Annotated in this window: 17 protein-coding genes and 1 pseudogene; 17 read left to right on the top strand and 1 reads right to left on the bottom strand. The window is 64.4% G+C overall.

Going from position 1 to position 16668, the window contains the following annotated elements; all coding sequences use genetic code 11:
• Window positions 1-250: 250 nt before the first annotated feature.
• The 9 genes from CWO89_RS26575 (at window position 251) to CWO89_RS26535 (ending at window position 7218) form a co-directional block, all read left to right on the top strand.
• Window positions 251-1045, top strand: a complete 795-nt coding sequence (locus CWO89_RS26575; RefSeq protein WP_130581597.1) for a thymidylate synthase — start codon at window positions 251-253, stop codon at window positions 1043-1045.
• A gap of 8 nt (window positions 1046-1053) precedes the next feature.
• Window positions 1054-1539 (top strand): GNAT family N-acetyltransferase, encoded by a 486-nt coding sequence (locus CWO89_RS26570; protein WP_130581596.1) that lies wholly within the window; start codon window positions 1054-1056, stop codon window positions 1537-1539.
• Window positions 1539-1958 (top strand): HEPN domain-containing protein, encoded by a 420-nt coding sequence (locus CWO89_RS26565; protein WP_130581595.1) that lies wholly within the window; start codon window positions 1539-1541, stop codon window positions 1956-1958. The genes CWO89_RS26570 and CWO89_RS26565 overlap by 1 nt, the downstream gene beginning before the upstream one ends.
• Window positions 1937-2323: a hypothetical protein gene (locus CWO89_RS26560; RefSeq protein WP_130581594.1), complete on the top strand. Its 387-nt coding sequence runs from the start codon at window positions 1937-1939 to the stop codon at window positions 2321-2323. The genes CWO89_RS26565 and CWO89_RS26560 overlap by 22 nt, the downstream gene beginning before the upstream one ends.
• 10 nt (window positions 2324-2333) lie before the next feature.
• The gene (locus tag CWO89_RS26555; RefSeq protein WP_130581593.1) at window positions 2334-2858 is read left to right on the top strand and encodes a dihydrofolate reductase; all 525 of its coding nucleotides are present in this window, start codon (window positions 2334-2336) and stop codon (window positions 2856-2858) included.
• Between the two features lie 163 nt (window positions 2859-3021).
• Window positions 3022-4164: an FtsH protease activity modulator HflK gene (gene hflK, locus CWO89_RS26550; protein ID WP_130581592.1), complete on the top strand. Its 1143-nt coding sequence runs from the start codon at window positions 3022-3024 to the stop codon at window positions 4162-4164.
• Entirely contained in the window at window positions 4161-5081 is a 921-nt protein-coding gene (hflC, locus tag CWO89_RS26545) for a protease modulator HflC (protein WP_130581591.1), read from the top strand. Before hflK ends, hflC begins: the two co-directional genes overlap by 4 nt.
• A 74-nt stretch (window positions 5082-5155) precedes the next feature.
• Window positions 5156-5356, top strand: coding sequence for a DUF2065 domain-containing protein (locus CWO89_RS26540; RefSeq protein WP_130581590.1), 201 nt, complete (start codon window positions 5156-5158; stop codon window positions 5354-5356).
• Window positions 5357-5712: 356 nt separating this feature from the next.
• Complete coding sequence (locus tag CWO89_RS26535) at window positions 5713-7218, top strand: Do family serine endopeptidase (RefSeq protein WP_130581589.1); 1506 nt, start codon at window positions 5713-5715, stop codon at window positions 7216-7218.
• Between the two features lie 132 nt (window positions 7219-7350).
• Here CWO89_RS26535 and serB read toward each other — a convergent pair whose 3' ends face one another.
• Complete coding sequence (serB, locus tag CWO89_RS26530) at window positions 7351-8244, bottom strand: phosphoserine phosphatase SerB (RefSeq protein ID WP_130581588.1); 894 nt, start codon at window positions 8242-8244, stop codon at window positions 7351-7353.
• On the opposite strand from serB, the gene miaA reads away from it, so the two are divergent.
• The 8 genes and pseudogenes from miaA to ilvC all read left to right on the top strand — a co-directional run bounded on the left by miaA (window position 8243) and on the right by ilvC (window position 16338).
• Window positions 8243-9172: a tRNA (adenosine(37)-N6)-dimethylallyltransferase MiaA gene (gene miaA, locus CWO89_RS26525; protein WP_130581598.1), complete on the top strand. Its 930-nt coding sequence runs from the start codon at window positions 8243-8245 to the stop codon at window positions 9170-9172. The genes serB and miaA overlap by 2 nt on opposite strands.
• Window positions 9173-9616: 444 nt before the next feature.
• Window positions 9617-11391 (top strand): annotated as a pseudogene (locus tag CWO89_RS26520) (acetolactate synthase 3 large subunit).
• 9 nt (window positions 11392-11400) lie between these two features.
• Complete coding sequence (locus tag CWO89_RS26515) at window positions 11401-12384, top strand: threonine dehydratase (protein WP_130581587.1); 984 nt, start codon at window positions 11401-11403, stop codon at window positions 12382-12384.
• A 23-nt stretch (window positions 12385-12407) separates the two neighbouring features.
• Window positions 12408-12950 (top strand): acetolactate synthase small subunit, encoded by a 543-nt coding sequence (gene ilvN / locus CWO89_RS26510; protein ID WP_028161804.1) that lies wholly within the window; start codon window positions 12408-12410, stop codon window positions 12948-12950.
• 3 nt (window positions 12951-12953) lie between these two features.
• Window positions 12954-13649: a class I SAM-dependent methyltransferase gene (locus CWO89_RS26505; protein WP_130581586.1), complete on the top strand. Its 696-nt coding sequence runs from the start codon at window positions 12954-12956 to the stop codon at window positions 13647-13649.
• A 28-nt stretch (window positions 13650-13677) separates the two neighbouring features.
• Complete coding sequence (locus tag CWO89_RS26500) at window positions 13678-14553, top strand: EamA family transporter (RefSeq protein ID WP_130581585.1); 876 nt, start codon at window positions 13678-13680, stop codon at window positions 14551-14553.
• A gap of 8 nt (window positions 14554-14561) precedes the next feature.
• Window positions 14562-15167 carry a LysE family translocator gene (locus CWO89_RS26495; RefSeq protein ID WP_130581584.1) on the top strand — a complete coding sequence of 202 codons (606 nt, stop codon included), beginning with the start codon at window positions 14562-14564 and terminating at the stop codon, window positions 15165-15167.
• A 151-nt stretch (window positions 15168-15318) separates the two neighbouring features.
• Window positions 15319-16338, top strand: a complete 1020-nt coding sequence (gene ilvC, locus CWO89_RS26490) for a ketol-acid reductoisomerase (RefSeq protein WP_027578129.1) — start codon at window positions 15319-15321, stop codon at window positions 16336-16338.
• The last annotated feature ends 330 nt before the right edge of the window (window positions 16339-16668 follow it).

Here is a 16668-nt window from a genome sequence, read left to right as displayed (position 1 = left end):
CGGAATCCATCGGGCGGCACGCGCCAGCGGCGAAATGGATTCCGGGCTCGCGCTCCGCGCGCCCCGGAATGACAGCGAGCGGTCCCGGGTTGCGGACGTGGAGAAGGGCGGAACGCGGGTTCCGCCCTTGTCGTTTAAGAACGGGCCATCATTTTTCGGGGTATAATCGCCAGGGAAGGCCGAATCGCCGTGTCGACGGCCGTTTGCGGCCGGTACATTCGCCGTTCCCGAAAGGCCCGAAGCTCACGCCATGAACCAGTATCACGACCTGCTCGAACGCATCCTCGCCGATGGTGCGGAGAAGCACGACCGTACCGGCACCGGGACGCTGTCGATCTTCGGCCACCAGATGCGCTTCAACCTGTCGGCCGGCTTCCCGATGCTGACGACCAAGCGGCTGCCGCTGAAGGCGATCGTGCATGAACTGCTCTGGTTCCTCGCCGGCGACACCAACATCAAATATCTGCGCGACAACGGCGTCACCATCTGGGACGAATGGGCCGACGCCAATGGCGATCTCGGCCCGGTCTATGGATCGCAATGGCGCTCCTGGCCGGCGCCCGACGGCCGCAGCATCGACCAGATCGCGAACGTGATCGACATGATCAAGCGCAATCCGGATTCGCGCCGCCTGATCGTCAGCGCCTGGAATCCGGCCGACGTCGACAAGATGGCGCTGCCGCCCTGCCACTGCCTGTTCCAGTTCTATGTCGCCAACGGCAAACTGTCCTGCCAGCTCTACCAGCGCTCCGGCGATGTCTTCCTCGGCGTGCCCTTCAACATCGCCTCCTATGCGCTCCTCACCATGATGGTGGCGCAGGTGACGGGACTGAAGCTCGGCGATTTCGTGCACTCGCTCGGCGACACGCACCTCTATTCCAACCATATCGAGCAGGCGCGGCTGCAGCTCACGCGTCCGACCCGGCCGCTACCGGTGATGAAGATCAATCCCGACGTGAAGGACATCTTCGCCTTCCGCTACGAGGATTTCAAACTTGAGGGCTACGACCCGCACCCGCACATCAAGGCCGAAGTCGCGGTGTGAGCTTAAGGATGTCGCTGACCATCCGCCGTGCGCGTGCCGATGAAGCCGGGCTCGTCTACGCGCTCGTTCGCGAGCTTGCCGAATACGAGAAGCTGCTCCACGAGGTGAAGGCCACCGAAGCCGACATTGCCGAGGCGCTGTTCGGCGACAATCCGCGGCTCGCGTGCGACATCGCCGAGTGGAACGGGGAGCCTGCGGGCTTTGCGCTCTGGTTCGTCAATTTCTCCAGCTTCGCCGGCAAGCACGGGATCTATCTGGAGGATCTGTTCGTCCGCCCGGCGCTGCGTGGCAAGGGCATCGGCAAGGCGCTGCTCGTCCATCTTGCGAGGGAATGTGTCGCCAACGGCTGGGCGCGATTACAGTGGGCGGTGCTCGACTGGAATACGCCGTCGATCGAATTCTACAAATCGCTCGGTGCCGTCATGATGGACGAATGGACATTGTGCCGCGTCACCGGTCCGGCGCTGCAGGCGCTGGCGGATGGGGCGCGCTGATGGCGGCGCTGCCCAGAGGAACATTGCAGCGTTTGGCGCTGGCTAAGATTGAGGATGCCCGTCTCTTGTACGAGAATAGTCGCTTCTCGAACTCCTATTATCTTTATGGCTACGGCATCGAGCTTGGCCTGAAGGCCTGCATAGCGCGCCAGATGGTGGCCGAAACCGTGCCGGACAAAGCCGTATTGCGTGGGTTTTTCGATCATGACGTAACAAAGTTGGTAGGTCTGGCGGGGCTTGCCGAGTTTCTCAAAACAGCGCGTGAAAATCCCGAATTTGACGTTCGCTGGGCCATCGCAAGCGAATGGTCGGCTGAGTCCCGATATGATATGATCGATGCCGTAACGGCGGCTGCCATGAGGGATGCTGTCGAGAATTCAGAATTTGGGATCATGCAATGGCTGCAGCGGTTTTGGTAGACGCTGATGTCGATATGGGAGGTGAACTCGTCAGAATTCTCGACGAGGCTAAATTCCCGGTGACTGGTGCTGCCTGGATTTTCTTTCCTGATGTCGGGGAATGGCGGCTCGTTATTCGTACGCCCAAGGCAGAGAAAAACTTGCAACAAGCTTTGCTTGAAATAGCCGTCGCGCTCGACAACCGAGGCGATCTGAGGAAGCGGCTCGACCTATCGAGAGTAAAGGTGGTTCCACCCAAGGACAAAATGCTCGCCGCAATGGGTAGTGTTGTTAGGGTAGACGGCATTTCGACGGTCCGCTTCAGTCGAAATGTCATCGATGGCGTGCTGATAGACGATGCGTTGATCTATCGCTTGGCTGCATGATTGCCGCGGAATGAATTCAGTTCCTGAGATCGTGCTGATCGCAGCGGTTGCCGAGAACGGCGTGATCGGGCGCGACAATGCGATCCCGTGGCGCTTGAAGAGCGACCAGCAGCGCTTCAGGGCCATCACCATGAACAGGCCGGTGGTGATGGGGCGCAAGACCTTCGAGTCCCTGCGCAGGCCGCTCCCCGGTCGGACCAACATCGTGGTGACGCGCGACGCGAACTATCGCGCTCCCGGCGCGATCGTCACCCAGTCGTTCGAGAACGCCCGCGCGATCGCGCTCGGCGATGCGCTGCGGCGTTTCGCCACCGAAATCGCCGTCATCGGCGGCGCCGAGATCTACGCGCAATGGATCGATAGCGCCGACCGGCTCGAAATCACCGAAGTGCATGCGCGGCCGGAAGGCGATACGCATTTCGCCACAATTGACACGGCGAAATGGGAAGAAGTGGCGCGGGTGCGAAATCCGGCCGGGCCGACTGACAGCGTCGATTTTTCCTATGTGACATATAGTCGGCGTGTCCAGCGTTAACCCCGCTAGCCAATGTTTGCATTGACAATTATGTCCGCAGGCATAGCTCGTTCAGCTTGGAAGCTTGCGTTGTAAGGGGCCATTCGGTCCCCTATAAAGCCGGGCGGACTGACGAGGCCGGGCGTCCATCAATCCATCCCGGGCTTGCCGAGGAGAAGCTTTAATGCCGTGGAAGAATCAAGGCGGGGGGCCGTGGGGCTCGGGTCCGAAGGGCCCATGGGGCTCCGGTCCACAATCGGTCGGGCCGCGCCCGCCGGATCTTGAGGACCTCCTGCGCCGCGGCCAGGACCGGCTGCAGCAGCTCCTGCCCGGCGGCCATTTCAGCAGCATGGGGATCGCGCTTGTCGTGGTCGGCGCGCTCGCGATCTGGGGCCTGTCCGGCTTCTTCCGGGTCCAGTCGGAAGAACTCGGCGTCGTCCTGCGCTTTGGCAAGCACGTGCGCACGGTGCAGCCGGGCTTGAACTATCATTTGCCCTATCCGATCGAGACAGTGCTGCTGCCGAAGGCGCTGCGCGTCTCCACCATTTCGATCGGCATGACCCTGATCGACGACCCGGCGCGGCGCGGCCGCACCATGCGCGACGTGCCGGAAGAGAGCCTGATGCTGACCGGCGACGAGAACATCGTCGACGTCGATTTCACCGTGCTGTGGCGGATCAAGCCCGACGGCGTCGGCGACTTCCTGTTCAACATCCAGAACCCCGAAGGCACCGTGAAGGCGGTGGCGGAGAGCGCCATGCGCGAGGTGATCGGCCGGTCACAGATCCAGCCGATCCTCACCGGCGCGCGCACCACCACCGAGCAGAACGTGCAGGAACTGATGCAGAAGACGCTCGATACCTACGGCGCCGGCGTCCTGATCACCCAGGTGCAGATGCAGAAGGTCGATCCGCCGCAGCAGGTGATCGACTCGTTCCGCGACGTCCAGGCGGCGCGCGCCGACCTCGAGCGGTTGCAGAACGAGGCGCAGACCTATGCCAACCGCGTGATACCGGAGGCGCGCGGCCGCTCCGCCCAGATCGTGCAGGCGGCCGAAGGCTACAAGGAGCAGGCGGTGGCGGAGGCCAAGGGCCAGAGTGCGCGCTTCCTGAAAGTCTATGACGAATACAAGAAGGCCCCCGACGTGACGCGGCAACGCATTTACCTGGAGACGATGGAACGCATCCTCGGTGGCTCCGAGAAACTGGTCTATGACGGCGGCAACGGGTCCGGCCAGAACATCGTGCCGTATCTGCCGCTGAGCGAGCTGACGCCGCGGCGTCCGTCCGCCACCACCGGTCAGCAGCAGGGCGGAGGCACGCGATGAGGTCGCCCGTCACCGGCATTGCCGCGCTGATCATCCTGCTGGTGCTGGTCATCATCGGCTACAGCTCTGTCTTCACCGTGCAGCAGACCGAACAGGTCCTGGTGGTCCGGCTCGGCGAGCCCGTCCGCGTGGTCACCGAACCCGGCCTCAACTTCAAGGCGCCGTTCATCGATTCCGTGATCTCGATCGACAAGCGCATCCTCGACCTGGAAAACCCGTCGCAGGAAGTGATCGCCTCCGACCAGAAGCGGCTGGTGGTCGACGCCTTCGCCCGCTACCGCATCAAGAACGCGCTGCGCTTCTATCAGAGCGTCGGCACGATCCAGGCGGCCAACGTGCAGTTGACGACGCTGCTCAACGCGGCGCTGCGCCGCGTGCTCGGCGAGGTCACCTTCATCAACGTCGTCCGCGACGAGCGCGAGAGGTTGATGGCGCGGATCCGCGACCAGCTCGACCACGAGGCCGACGGCTACGGCATCCAGGTCGTCGACGTCCGCATCCGCCGCGCCGACCTCCCGGAGCAGAACAGCCAGGCGGTCTACCAGCGGATGCAGACCGAGCGTCAGCGCGAGGCGGCCGAATTCCGCGCCCAGGGCGGTCAGAAGGCGCAGGAGATCCGCTCCAAGGCGGATCGTGAGGCAACCGTCATCGTCGCTGAGGCCAATTCGACCGCGGAGCAGGTGCGCGGCGAGGGCGACGCCGAGCGCAACCGGCTGTTTGCCGAAGCCTATGGCAAGGATGCGGATTTCTTCGCGTTCTACCGTTCGATGTCGGCCTATGAGAACGGCCTGCGCGCCAACGACACCCGCTTCCTGTTGCGCCCGGACTCCGATTTCTTCAAATATTTCGGCAGCGCGTCCGGCCGTCCGCTGGCCGTCGGTCCGTCGGCAACGGCCGCCGCGCCGAAGCAGCAGTAACCGCATCACGAGGGCGAAGCATCCGCTTCGCCCCTTAGCCAAGAAGAAACGCCCGGACGAGAGGTCGCCATCCGATGAGGTCCATAGCGTTCGCCGACTTCCTCATCGGTGTGGGAATTCTGTTCGTGCTCGAGGGCCTGATGTTCGCGGCAAGCCCGAACTGGATGCGGCGCGCGATGAAAAGCGCGCTGGCAACCCCGGACAATGTGTTGCGCGTGGTCGGGATCGGATCGGCGGTGGGTGGCTTGATCCTGATCTGGCTGGTGCGGCGCTGAGCATCGTTGCGAACTCTCGCGTCGTCATGCCCGGGCAAAAGCGCGAAGCGCGTCTTCGCGCAGATGTCCCGGGCATCCACGTTCTTCGCCGCCGTCGCAAAGGGCGTGGATAGCCGGGACCCGGCTACGCCAAGGCTTCGCCGGGCACGCCAGTGTTGGTCCGGCGAAGCGACAGCGAAGACGGACAAGCCCGGCCACGACGGAAAAAATTGGCTGGCCGGAACTTATCGGTCCAACGCAATCGTGAGCCGTAGGGCGCCGGTTTTTCGCCGGAATGGTTGTCTCAAATGCTTGCGCGGCCACCCCGTTCGGGCGCACTGTGGGCGGAATATCGTATTTCCTGGAGAGAAGCTGACATGACCGGTGCCAGACCCGCCTTGAGCCGTCGCCTGCGCCTGATGGGAGCCGCGATTGCCATCGGCGCCGCCGGCGTGCTTGCCTCAGTGCCGGCGGCCTTCGCGCGAGGACCCGACGGCATCGCCGACGTTGCCGAAAAGGTGATCGATGCGGTCGTGAACATCTCGACGTCGCAGACGGTGGAGGCCAAGGGCGGCGGCGCCATGCCGCAACTGCCGCCGGGCTCGCCCTTCGAGGAGTTCTTCGACGACTTCTTCAAGAACCGCCGCGGCCCCGGTGGCGGCAAGGGCGGGGACAAGAACGGCGAGTTTCAGCCGCGCAAGACCAACTCGCTCGGCTCCGGCTTCATCGTCGACACCGCAGGCATCGTGGTGACCAACAACCACGTGATTGCCGATGCCGACGAGATCAACATCATCATGAACGACGGCACCAAGGTTAAGGCGGAGCTGGTCGGCGTCGACAAGAAGACCGATCTCGCCGTCCTGAAGTTCAAGCCGCCGAAGCCGCTGACTGCGGTGAAGTTCGGCGATTCCGACAAGCTCAGGCTCGGCGAATGGGTAATCGCGATCGGCAACCCCTTCAGCCTCGGCGGCTCGGTGACCGCCGGCATCGTGTCGGCGCGCAACCGCGACATCAGCCAGGGTCCCTACGACAGCTACATCCAGACCGACGCCGCCATCAACCGCGGCAATTCGGGTGGACCGCTGTTCAACCTCGATGGCGAAGTGGTCGGCGTCAACACACTGATCATCTCGCCGACCGGCGGCTCGATCGGCCTCGGCTTTGCCGTGCCGTCGAAGACGGTCGCTGCCGTCGTGGATCAACTGCAGAAATTTGGCGAGCTGCGCCGCGGCTGGCTCGGCGTCCGAATCCAGCAGGTCACCGACGAGATCGCCGACAGCCTCAACATCAAGCCGGCGCGTGGCGCGCTGGTCGCGGGCATTGACGACAAGGGGCCGGCGAAACCCGCGGGCATCGAGCCTGGCGACGTCGTGGTCAAGTTCGACGGCAAGGACGTCAAGGATCCCAAGGATCTCTCGCGCGTCGTTGCGGACACCGCCGTCGGCAAGGAAGTCGACGTCGTCGTCATCCGCAAGGGCAATGAGGAGACCAAGCGGGTCACGCTCGGCCGGCTCGAGGACACCGACAAGGTGCAGCAGGCCAACGCCAAGACCAAGGACGAGCCGGCGGAGAAGCCGGTGACGCAGAAGGCGCTCGGGCTCGATCTTGCGGTGCTGAACAAGGATCTCCGCACCAAGTACAAGATCAAGGACAGCGTGAAGGGCGTGATCATCACCGGCGTCGATGGTACCTCCGATGCCGCCGAAAAGCGCCTGTCTGCCGGCGACGTCATCGTCGAGGTCGCGCAGGAAGCGGTCGCGAGCGCCGCCGACATCAAGAAGCGCGTCGACCAGTTGAAGAAGGACGGCAAGAAGTCGGTCCTCCTGCTCGTCTCCAACGGCGACGGAGAACTGCGCTTCGTGGCGCTGAGCGTGCAGTAACGCGCCGCAGGCCGTTCCGCGCTCGACTGTCATACTCCGCGAAGGCGGAGTATCCAGTAATCGCCGGCGTGAATAACAGGCCGCGCTGGAATACTGGGTCAGCCGCCTTCGCGGGTGACGACGGGTGAGGGCCTATCCCTCGACGAATTCATCCCGCCGATAGCCCTGTGCGTAGAGCAGCGCGGTGAGGTCGCCGTGGTCGATCCGCGCTGCCGCGGCCGCTGCGACCGCGGGCTTGGCGTGGTAGGCGACGCCGAGGCCGGCGGCCTCGATCATGCCGAGGTCGTTGGCGCCGTCGCCGACGACCAGCGTGTCGATGGCATCGAGGTCGAAGGCCTCGCGCAGCTCGATCAGCGTGGCGAGCTTGGTGGCGCGGCCGACGATTGGCTCCTTCACCTCGCCCACGAGCTTGCCGTCGCGCGCGATCAGCTCATTGGCGCGGTTCTCCTGGAAGCCGATCTTGGCGGCGATCGCGTTGGTGAACAGCGTGAAGCCGCCCGAGATCAGGCAGGTCCAGGCGCCATTGGCGCGCATGGTCATCACCAGTTCGCGGCCACCCGGCGTTGGCGTGATGCGCTTTTCCAGGACCTCGTCGACCACGCTCACGGGTAGGTCCTTCAATAGTGCGACGCGCTCGCGCAGCGCCGGCTCGAAGGCGATCTCGCCGCGCATCGCGCGCTCGGTGATTTTTGAGACATGCTCCTTCAGCCCGGCGAAATCGGCGAGCTCGTCGACGCATTCCTGACCGATCATGGTGGAGTCCATGTCGGCGAGAAAAAGCTTCTTGCGCCTGAAGGCGCGAGGCTGCACCACAATATCGATCGGCAGGTCGCCGCGCGCCTGTTGCAGGCGGGCTTCGATCGCCTTGATATCCTCGCTGCCGTCAAAGGGGATGTCGACGGCGACCTCGTCGAACAGCCACTGCGCCGCGCCGGGCGAGGGCAGGACGGCCAGCGCGCCGTCGACGATGGTGGAGTCGAGCGCCGGATTGGCGGGATTGCAGATGAGGGTGGCGACGAGCGACATGGCGGCGGCTTCGCAAGCTGGGACAAGAGCGGTGCTTATCGCAGGGCCGACCGCCAGCGGCAAGTCGGCGCTGGCACTTGACCTTGCGCAAAGGGCTCGCGGTGTCGTGATCAACACCGACTCGATGCAGGTCTATCGCGACCTCCGCATCATCACGGCGCGGCCGACGATCGAGGAGGAGGCGCAGGTCGCGCACCGCCTCTACGGCCATGTCGACGCCGGCGTGAATTTCTCCGCCGGCGCCTGGGTCGCGGATGCTGCGAAGGTGCTTTCCGAGGTGCGCGCCGAGAACCGCCTGCCGATCTTCATCGGCGGCTCGGGCCTGTATTTCAAGGCGCTCACCCGCGGGCTGTCGGCGGTGCCGCCGATTGCTGCCGAGGTGCGCGAGGGTGTGCGCGCGCGGCTCGATCGCGACGGAGTCGAGGCGCTGCATGCGGAACTTTCCCGGCGCGACCCCGCCTATGCCGAGCGCCTGAAACCGCGCGATCGCACCCGGATCTCTCGCGCGCTCGAAGTCGTCGAGGCGACCGGCCGCTCGCTGACCGAATGGCATCGCGACGGCCTGCCGCCGCTCTTGCCATCAGGCGAATTCGCTGCCCTGTTCCTCGCGCCCCAACGCGACGAGCTCTATGCACGGATCGATGCCCGGTTCGAGGCGATGCTGAATGCCGGCGCGCTGGAAGAGGTGGCAAAGCTCGCGGCGCGCCATCTCGATCCCTTGCTGCCGGCGATGAAGGCCCACGGCGTGCCGGCCCTGATCCGGCACCTCAACGGCGAGATCAGCCGCGAGGAGGCGTCCGAGATCGGCCGCGCCGACACCCGCCATTACGCGAAACGCCAGTTCACCTGGTTCCGCCACCAATTGCCGGAATTCGAATGGGTGGCGCCCGAAGCGGCGAGAGGATGGCTGGAGGCACGTCTCCCGTAGTCCCGTAGCCCGGATGGAGCGCAGCGCAATCCGGGACTTCTCCACCTCCGGGACGCGCTGCCTCGGATTACGCTTACGCTCCATCCGGGCTACGGCTCGCGTAGCCTGGATGGAGCGGAGCGCGAGGTACGGCGCTTCTGCCATGCGCGCAAAAGCACTCGCCGAACGCCAGGAACCCCGCTACATTACGAAAAGTCGCGCTGAACGCGTCCCTGCCTTGACATTCGGGCATTGGTCGGTATGTTCGCGCAACCTTTGGGAAGCCTGAGCCGCCTATGCGTAATATTATTACCAAACTCATCGTCGTCGTACCCAGGCACACCGCCGGGGATGGCTAGCGGCCATCTGACAGACAGGCGGTGTGCATGGGGCCTCTCGGGCCCTTTTTTATTTCCCAAATCAAAGACTTAACGCCGCGCCAAGACAGCGCATCCGGAGCCAGCCATGAAAGACAAGAGCCACGATCCGAACCAGATGACGGGAGCCGCGATGATCGTCCGCGCGCTGATCGATCATGGCGTGCAGCACCTTTTCGGCTATCCCGGCGGCGCGGTGCTGCCGATCTATGACGAGATCTTTCAGCAGAGCGAGGTCGAGCACATCCTGGTGCGCCACGAGCAGGGCGCCGGCCACGCCGCCGAGGGCTACGCGCGCTCGACCGGCAAGCCCGGCGTCGTGCTGGTGACCTCCGGCCCGGGCGCCACCAACATGGTGACGGCGCTGACCGACGCGCTGATGGATTCGATTCCCCTGGTCTGCATCACCGGCCAGGTGCCGACGCATCTGATCGGCAACGACGCGTTCCAGGAATGCGACACGGTCGGCATCACGCGCCCCTGCACCAAGCACAACTGGCTGGTGCGCAACGTCAACGACCTCGCGAAGGTCCTGCATGAGGCGTTCTACGTCGCGACCTCCGGCCGTCCGGGTCCGGTCGTGGTCGACGTCCCGAAGGACGTGCAGTTCGCGGTCGGCACCTACCATCCGCCGCGCAAGTCCGACGTTCACATCTCCTACGCGCCGCGCGTCAAGGGCGATGCGGCCCAGATCCGCAAAGCGGTGGCGCTGCTCGCGTCCGCCAAGCGTCCGGTGATCTACAGCGGCGGCGGCGTCATCAATTCCGGCCCCGAGGCCTCCAAGCTGCTGCGCGATCTCGTCGAGTTCACCGGCTTCCCGATCACCTCGACCTTGATGGGCCTCGGCGCCTATCCGGCCTCGGGCAAGAACTGGCTCGGCATGCTCGGCATGCACGGCACCTACGAAGCCAACATGACCATGCATGATTGCGACGTCATGCTGTGCGTCGGCGCGCGCTTCGACGACCGCATCACCGGCCGCACCGATGCGTTCTCGCCGGGCTCGAAGAAGATCCACATCGACATCGACCCGTCCTCGATCAACAAGAACATCCGCGTCGACGTGCCGATCATCGGCGATGTCGGCAACGTGCTCGGCGACCTGCTGCAGGTGTTCAAGGCGGAAGCGAAGCGGCCGGACATCAAGGCGTGGTGGCAGCAGATCGCGCAATGGCGCGCGCGCAACTCGCTGTCCTACCGCAAGAACAACGACATCATCCTGCCGCAGTATGCGATCCAGCGCCTGTTCGAGCTGACGCGCGGCAAGGATACCTACATCACGACCGAAGTCGGCCAGCACCAGATGTGGGCGGCGCAGTTCTACGGCTTCGAGGAGCCGCACCGCTGGATGACCTCCGGCGCCTCGGCACCATGGGCTATGGCCTGCCGGCCGCGGTCGGCGTGCAGGTGGCGCATCCCGACAGCCTCGTCATCGACATCGCCGGCGACGCCTCGGTGCAGATGACGATCCAGGAAATGTCGACGGCGGTTCAGTATGAACTGCCGATCAAGATCTTCATCCTCAACAACCAGTACATGGGCATGGTCCGGCAGTGGCAGCAGCTCCTGCACGGCAACCGCTTGTCGCATTCCTATACCGAGGCGCTGCCGGATTTCGTCAAGCTCGCCGAAGCCTATGGCGGCGTCGGCCTGCAGGTGACCAAGCCCGCCGATCTCGACGGCGCGATCAAGGAGATGATCGCGATCAAGCGCCCGGTGCTGTTCGACTGCCGCGTCGCCGCGCTCGAGAACTGCTTCCCGATGATCCCCTCCGGCAAGGCGCACAACGAGATGCTGTTGCCCGAAGAGGCGACCGACGATGCAACCGCGATCGCCTTCGCCGGCGGCAAGGCGCTGGTGTGAGATGGACTGATGTTCGACCTTGGACAGCTCGAGCGCGCGCAGGCGATTGTCGGCACCGCGGTGCCGCCGACGCCGGTGCATGCCTGGCCGCTGCTAGCTGAGCGGCTGGGTGCGGATGTCCTGGTCAAGCATGAGAACCACACGCCGACTGGCGCCTTCAAGGTGCGCGGCGGGCTCGTCTATCTCGATCGTCTGAAGCGCGAGCAGCCTGATACGCCGGGGATCATCTCGGCGACGCGCGGCAATCACGGCCAGAGTCTCGCCTTCGCCGCGCGCCGTCATGGGGTGCCGGCGACGATCTACGTGCCGCATGGCAATTCGGTCGAGAAGAACCGCGCCATGCGCGCCTTCGGCGCCGAGCTGGTCGAGCACGGCCAGGATTTCCAGGCCGCGCGCGAGGAAGCCGTCCGGCGCGCCGAGAGCGCAGGCCTGCACATGGTGCCGGCGTTCCATCCCGACCTGGTGCTGGGCGTTGCGACCTATGCGTTGGAGCTGTTCAAGGCCGCACCTGACCTCGACCTGCTCTATGTGCCGATCGGGCAGGGCTCCGGCATCTGCGGTTGCATCCGCGTCCGCGATCTCCTCGGCCTGAAGACCGAGATCGTCGGCGTGCAGTCGACGGAGGCGCCGTCCTATGCGCTGTCGTTCGCGGCCGGCACCGTCGTCACCACCGAGACCGCCAGCACCCGCGCCGACGGCATGGCGACCCGCATTCCCGATGCCGACGCGCTCGCGATGATCCGCAAGGGCGCTTCCCGCATCGTGCAGGTTACTGACGACGAGGTCGGTGCCGCCATCCGCTGTTACTGGACCGATACGCACAACCTCGCCGAAGGCGCCGGCGCCGCCGCGCTCGCGGCCGCGCTGCAGGAGCGGGACGGGATTCGAGGCAAGCGCGTCGGCCTGGTCCTGAGCGGCGGCAATATCGATTTCGACCTGTTCCGCCAGTGGGTCGGAACGGACGCCGCCATCGCCGAACGGGCGATGGCGTGACAGCATTCCTTGAGGGGACGACCATGAACCAGCCCGCATCCGCCTACTTCCTCGAAGAGCGCCACGACCCGAACGAGTCGCACACGCTTTCGGTCCTCGTGCAGAACGAGCCGGGCGTGCTCGCGCGCGTGATCGGGCTGTTCTCCGGCCGCGGCTACAACATCGAAAGTCTTACCGTCTCTGAGACCGAGAGCCAGAAACACCTATCGCGCATCACCATCGTGACCACGGGCACGCCGATGGTGATCGAGCAGATCAAGCATCAGCTCGACCGCATGATCCCGGTCTACCGCGTCGTCGACATGACGCTGTCGGGACGCTCGATCGAGCGGGAGCTGGCGATGGTGAAGGTGCGCGGCACCGGCGACCACCGCGTCGAGGCGCTGCGGCTCGCGGATGCGTTCCGGGCACGGGTCATTGATGCCACTACCGAGAGTTTTGTGTTCGAGATCACAGGCAATACCGCCAAGATCAATCAGTTCATCGACCTGATGCGCCCGCTCGGCCTGGTCGAGGTGTCACGCACGGGCGTTGCCGCGATCGGACGCGGGCCGGAAGGGATGTGAACCATGTTGGCGCGCGACTGGTACTACACGCAAAGACGCCGGGTCGGCATCGATACCGCGGTCGCCTCGATCTATGGCCGCCATGACGACAGCGATCTCCGCGCCCGCCAGACGCTCAAGATGCTCGGCGTCGAGCCGGGCTGGCGCGTCGCCGATATCGGTTGCGGCAACGGCGTGCTCGCCTGTGAAGCGGCGCTGATGGGCGCCGACGTCGATGCGATCGACATCTCGCCGGCGATGCTGACGCTCGCCAATATCTATGCACGCGACCGCAAGGCGCGCATCCGCACCCAGCCGGCGGGCCTTCTGAGCTTCGCCTATCAGCCGAATTCCTACGATGTGATCGTCAGCGAATTCACGCTGCATCATCTGCCGGATTTCTGGAAAGCGGTGGCGCTGTCGCGCATCTTCAACGCGCTGAAGCCGGGCTCCGAGTTCTATCTCCGCGACATCGTGTTCGTCAGCATGCCCGATGGCCTCGAGCGCGACGTCGAGGGCTGGGCCGATTTTTCCATCAAGAACCATGATTTCGAGCGCGAGAGCGTGATGATGCACATGCGCGACGAATATTCGACCTTCGGTTGGGTCATGGAACGCATGCTGACCGAGGTCGGCTTCATCTTGGTCTCCGCCGACTACCACGCGCCGCTGCACGGCACCTATCTCCTGCGCAAGCCGAAGCTGGAACAGAAGAGCTAGAAACAAAAGAGCTGGAAAAGACGAGCCAATGAAACCGGCCGACGTCTGCATCGCCGTCATGGTCGCGGTGATCTGGGGGCTTGCTTTCGTCGCAAGCCGGATCGCGCTTGACGAATTGCCGCCGGAGTTGATGACGGCGCTGCGCTTTGGGATCGCGGCGCTGCCCTGCCTGTTCCTGCGCAAGCCGAAAGTGTCCTGGCCGCTTCTGATCGCGATCAGCCTGAACCTCTTCCTCGGCCAGTTCCTGGCGCAGTCGATCGCCATTGCGCATGGCATGCCGGTCGGGCTCACCAGCGTGATCGTGCAGAGCCAGGCGCTGTTCACGATCGCCTTCGCCGCCATCATTTTCAGCGAATGGCCGAGCCGGCTGCAGATGGTCGGCATCGGCATTGCCGTGATCGGCCTCTTGATGATCTCCGGCACCGTCGGCCATGATTTCAGTGCCGGCGCGTTCGCGATCCTGATGGTCTCCCCGATCTGTTTCGCGGTCGGCAATCTCTTGCTGCGGCCCGCGCAGGGTGCGCGCATGTTCGATCTGTTCGCATGGCTGTGCCTCTGCGCCGCAGTTCCCTTGTTCGCGTTGTCGCTGATCACTCTCGGCCCGAAGCCGACCTGGCAGGCGCTGTCGCAGATGTCGGCAACCGGGATCGTCTGCATGCTGTTCGTCGGCGGCGTCTCGACCAGCATCGCCTACTGGCTGTGGGGCCGGCTGCTGCGCGACTATCCGCCGGCGCAGGTGGTGCCGTTCGCGCTCCTGGTGCCGTTCGTCGGCTCCGCCGGCTCCAGCATCGTGTTCGGCGAAAGGTTCGGGCCGCTGCGGCTTGCGGGCATGGCCGCCGTGATCGGCGGCATCGCCGTCATGCTGCTTTCGAAACGTCCGCAACCCCAGGCGAAGATCGCGTGAGTGGTGCCATGTCGCAGTCGGTTCTGATCGCTTTCGTGATGTTCGCCGTGGTGATGTTCTTCACGCCAGGGCCGAACAACATCATGCTGCTGTCCTCGGGGCTGACTTACGGCTTCCGCCGCACGGTGCCGCATATGGCGGGCATCACGGTCGGATTTGCGTTCATGGTCGGCGCCGTCGGCCTTGGTCTCGGCACCGTCTTCATCGCCTATCCCGTGCTGCAGACCATCCTCAAATATATCGGCGTCGCCTATTTGATCTATCTCGCCGCCGCGATCGCGATGGCCGAGCCATCCTCGCCGGAATCCGGCGACAGAAGCGGCCGCCCGATGACGTTCTGGGGCGCGGCCATGTTCCAATGGGTCAACGCCAAAGGCTGGGTGATGGTGATCGGCACCATCACCGCCTATGCGGCGATCGCCGCGTTCCCCTGGAATATCGCGATCCAGGTCGGCTTGAGCCTGATCCTCGGTACCTTGTCCTGCATTGCCTGGGCCCTGTTCGGCACCGCGCTGCGGCCGATCCTGACCTCACGCCAGGCCGTGCGCGCTTTCAATATCGTGATGGCGATCCTGTTGCTCGCCTCGCTCTACCCGGTCTTCATGGACGCATGATGCCGCACCGCGCCATGCGAGAACGGGGTTTCCCCTGAGCCGGAAAATGCTCTAGACAACGCCGGAAAATTCGCGGGCGTCCGGCGGTCTGATCCACCTGAAAAGCCCAAATCCATCGGCCGATGTTCGGCCCCCTCAAGAGGAAACTACGATGCGAGTTTACTACGATCGCGATGCCGACCTGAACCTGATCAAGGGCAAGAAGGTCGCTATCGTCGGCTATGGCAGCCAGGGCCACGCCCACGCGCTCAACCTGAAGGATTCCGGCGTCAAGGAAGTGTCGATCGCGCTGCGCCCGGGCTCGGCTTCGGCCAAGAAGGCGGAGGCCGCCGGCTTCAAGGTGCTGAGCGTGGCGGATGCCGCCAAGTGGGCCGACCTCGTGATGATGCTCACCCCCGACGAATTGCAGGGCGATATCTATCGCGAGCACCTGCACGACAACATGAAGAAGGGCGCCGCGCTGGTGTTCGCGCACGGCCTCAACGTGCACTTCAACCTGCTCGATCCGCGTCCCGATCTCGACGTCCTGATGATCGCCCCGAAGGGCCCCGGCCACACCGTGCGCTCCGAATATCAGCGCGGCGGCGGCGTGCCCTGCCTGATCGCGATCGCCAAGGATGTCTCCGGCAACGCGCACGATCTCGGCCTGAGCTATGCCTCGGCGATCGGCGGCGGCCGTGCCGGCATCATCGAGACCACGTTCAAAGAGGAATGCGAGACCGACCTGTTCGGCGAGCAGGTGGTGCTCTGCGGCGGCCTGGTCGAGCTGATCAAGGGCGGCTACGAGACGCTGGTCGAAGCCGGCTATGCGCCGGAGATGGCCTATTTCGAGTGCCTGCACGAAGTGAAGCTGATCGTCGACCTGATCTATGAAGGCGGCATCGCCAACATGAACTACTCGATCTCCAACACCGCCGAATACGGCGAATATGTCACCGGCCCGCGTATCGTCACCGCGGAGACCAAGGCCGAGATGAAGCGCGTTCTCGCCGACATCCAGGGCGGCAAGTTCGCCCGCGACTGGATGCTGGAGAACAAGGTCAACCAGACCTCGTTCAAGGCCACCCGCGCCAAGCTCGCCCAGCACCCGATCGAGGAAGTCGGCGCCAAGCTGCGCGACATGATGCCCTGGATCAAGAAGGGCGCCCTGGTCGACAAGACGAAGAACTAAGCCATCTGACCCTCATGGTGAGGAGCGCGCAGCGCGTCTCGAACCATGAGGCCCCGCCTGTGGCCTCGCCCTTCGAGACGGTCGCTACGCGACCTCCTCAGGGTGAGGGGATAGGTCAGAATTGCGCGGCTTGTTGTAGGGTGGGCAAAGCGCAAGCGTGCCCACCTTTTTTGCGTTCGCCGAGAGACGGTGGGCACGGCGCTGTGCGCCTTTGCCCACCCTACGGCTTGCGAGCGCGCCACGCCCTCTCCACGTCATTGCGAGCGCAGCGAAGCAATCCATGCCGCCACAAGCGGTGAGATGGATTGCTTCGCTGCGCTCGCAATGACG

The sequence above is a fragment of the Bradyrhizobium sp. Leo170 genome, assembly GCF_004296405.1.
GTDB lineage: Bacteria > Pseudomonadota > Alphaproteobacteria > Rhizobiales > Xanthobacteraceae > Bradyrhizobium.
The sequence above is the reverse complement of the archived record's forward strand: the minus strand, read 5'-3'. Positions and strand labels throughout refer to the sequence as shown.

Excerpts from the sequence above, each read along its gene's own strand:
- CWO89_RS26575 (WP_130581597.1), top strand. The coding sequence starts at position 251 with ATGAACCAGTATCACGACCTGCTCGAACGCATCCTCGCCGATGGTGCG.
- CWO89_RS26570 (WP_130581596.1), top strand. The coding sequence starts at position 1,054 with ATGTCGCTGACCATCCGCCGTGCGCGTGCCGATGAAGCCGGGCTCGTC.
- CWO89_RS26565 (WP_130581595.1), top strand. The coding sequence starts at position 1,539 with ATGGCGGCGCTGCCCAGAGGAACATTGCAGCGTTTGGCGCTGGCTAAG.
- CWO89_RS26560 (WP_130581594.1), top strand. The coding sequence starts at position 1,937 with ATGGCTGCAGCGGTTTTGGTAGACGCTGATGTCGATATGGGAGGTGAA.
- CWO89_RS26555 (WP_130581593.1), top strand. The coding sequence starts at position 2,334 with ATGAATTCAGTTCCTGAGATCGTGCTGATCGCAGCGGTTGCCGAGAAC.
- hflK (WP_130581592.1), top strand. The coding sequence starts at position 3,022 with ATGCCGTGGAAGAATCAAGGCGGGGGGCCGTGGGGCTCGGGTCCGAAG.
- hflC (WP_130581591.1), top strand. The coding sequence starts at position 4,161 with ATGAGGTCGCCCGTCACCGGCATTGCCGCGCTGATCATCCTGCTGGTG.
- CWO89_RS26540 (WP_130581590.1), top strand. The coding sequence starts at position 5,156 with ATGAGGTCCATAGCGTTCGCCGACTTCCTCATCGGTGTGGGAATTCTG.
- CWO89_RS26535 (WP_130581589.1), top strand. The coding sequence starts at position 5,713 with ATGACCGGTGCCAGACCCGCCTTGAGCCGTCGCCTGCGCCTGATGGGA.
- miaA (WP_130581598.1), top strand. The coding sequence starts at position 8,243 with ATGGCGGCGGCTTCGCAAGCTGGGACAAGAGCGGTGCTTATCGCAGGG.
- serB (WP_130581588.1), bottom strand. The coding sequence starts at position 8,244 with ATGTCGCTCGTCGCCACCCTCATCTGCAATCCCGCCAATCCGGCGCTC.
- CWO89_RS26515 (WP_130581587.1), top strand. The coding sequence starts at position 11,401 with ATGTTCGACCTTGGACAGCTCGAGCGCGCGCAGGCGATTGTCGGCACC.
- ilvN (WP_028161804.1), top strand. The coding sequence starts at position 12,408 with ATGAACCAGCCCGCATCCGCCTACTTCCTCGAAGAGCGCCACGACCCG.
- CWO89_RS26505 (WP_130581586.1), top strand. The coding sequence starts at position 12,954 with ATGTTGGCGCGCGACTGGTACTACACGCAAAGACGCCGGGTCGGCATC.
- CWO89_RS26500 (WP_130581585.1), top strand. The coding sequence starts at position 13,678 with ATGAAACCGGCCGACGTCTGCATCGCCGTCATGGTCGCGGTGATCTGG.
- CWO89_RS26495 (WP_130581584.1), top strand. The coding sequence starts at position 14,562 with ATGTCGCAGTCGGTTCTGATCGCTTTCGTGATGTTCGCCGTGGTGATG.
- ilvC (WP_027578129.1), top strand. The coding sequence starts at position 15,319 with ATGCGAGTTTACTACGATCGCGATGCCGACCTGAACCTGATCAAGGGC.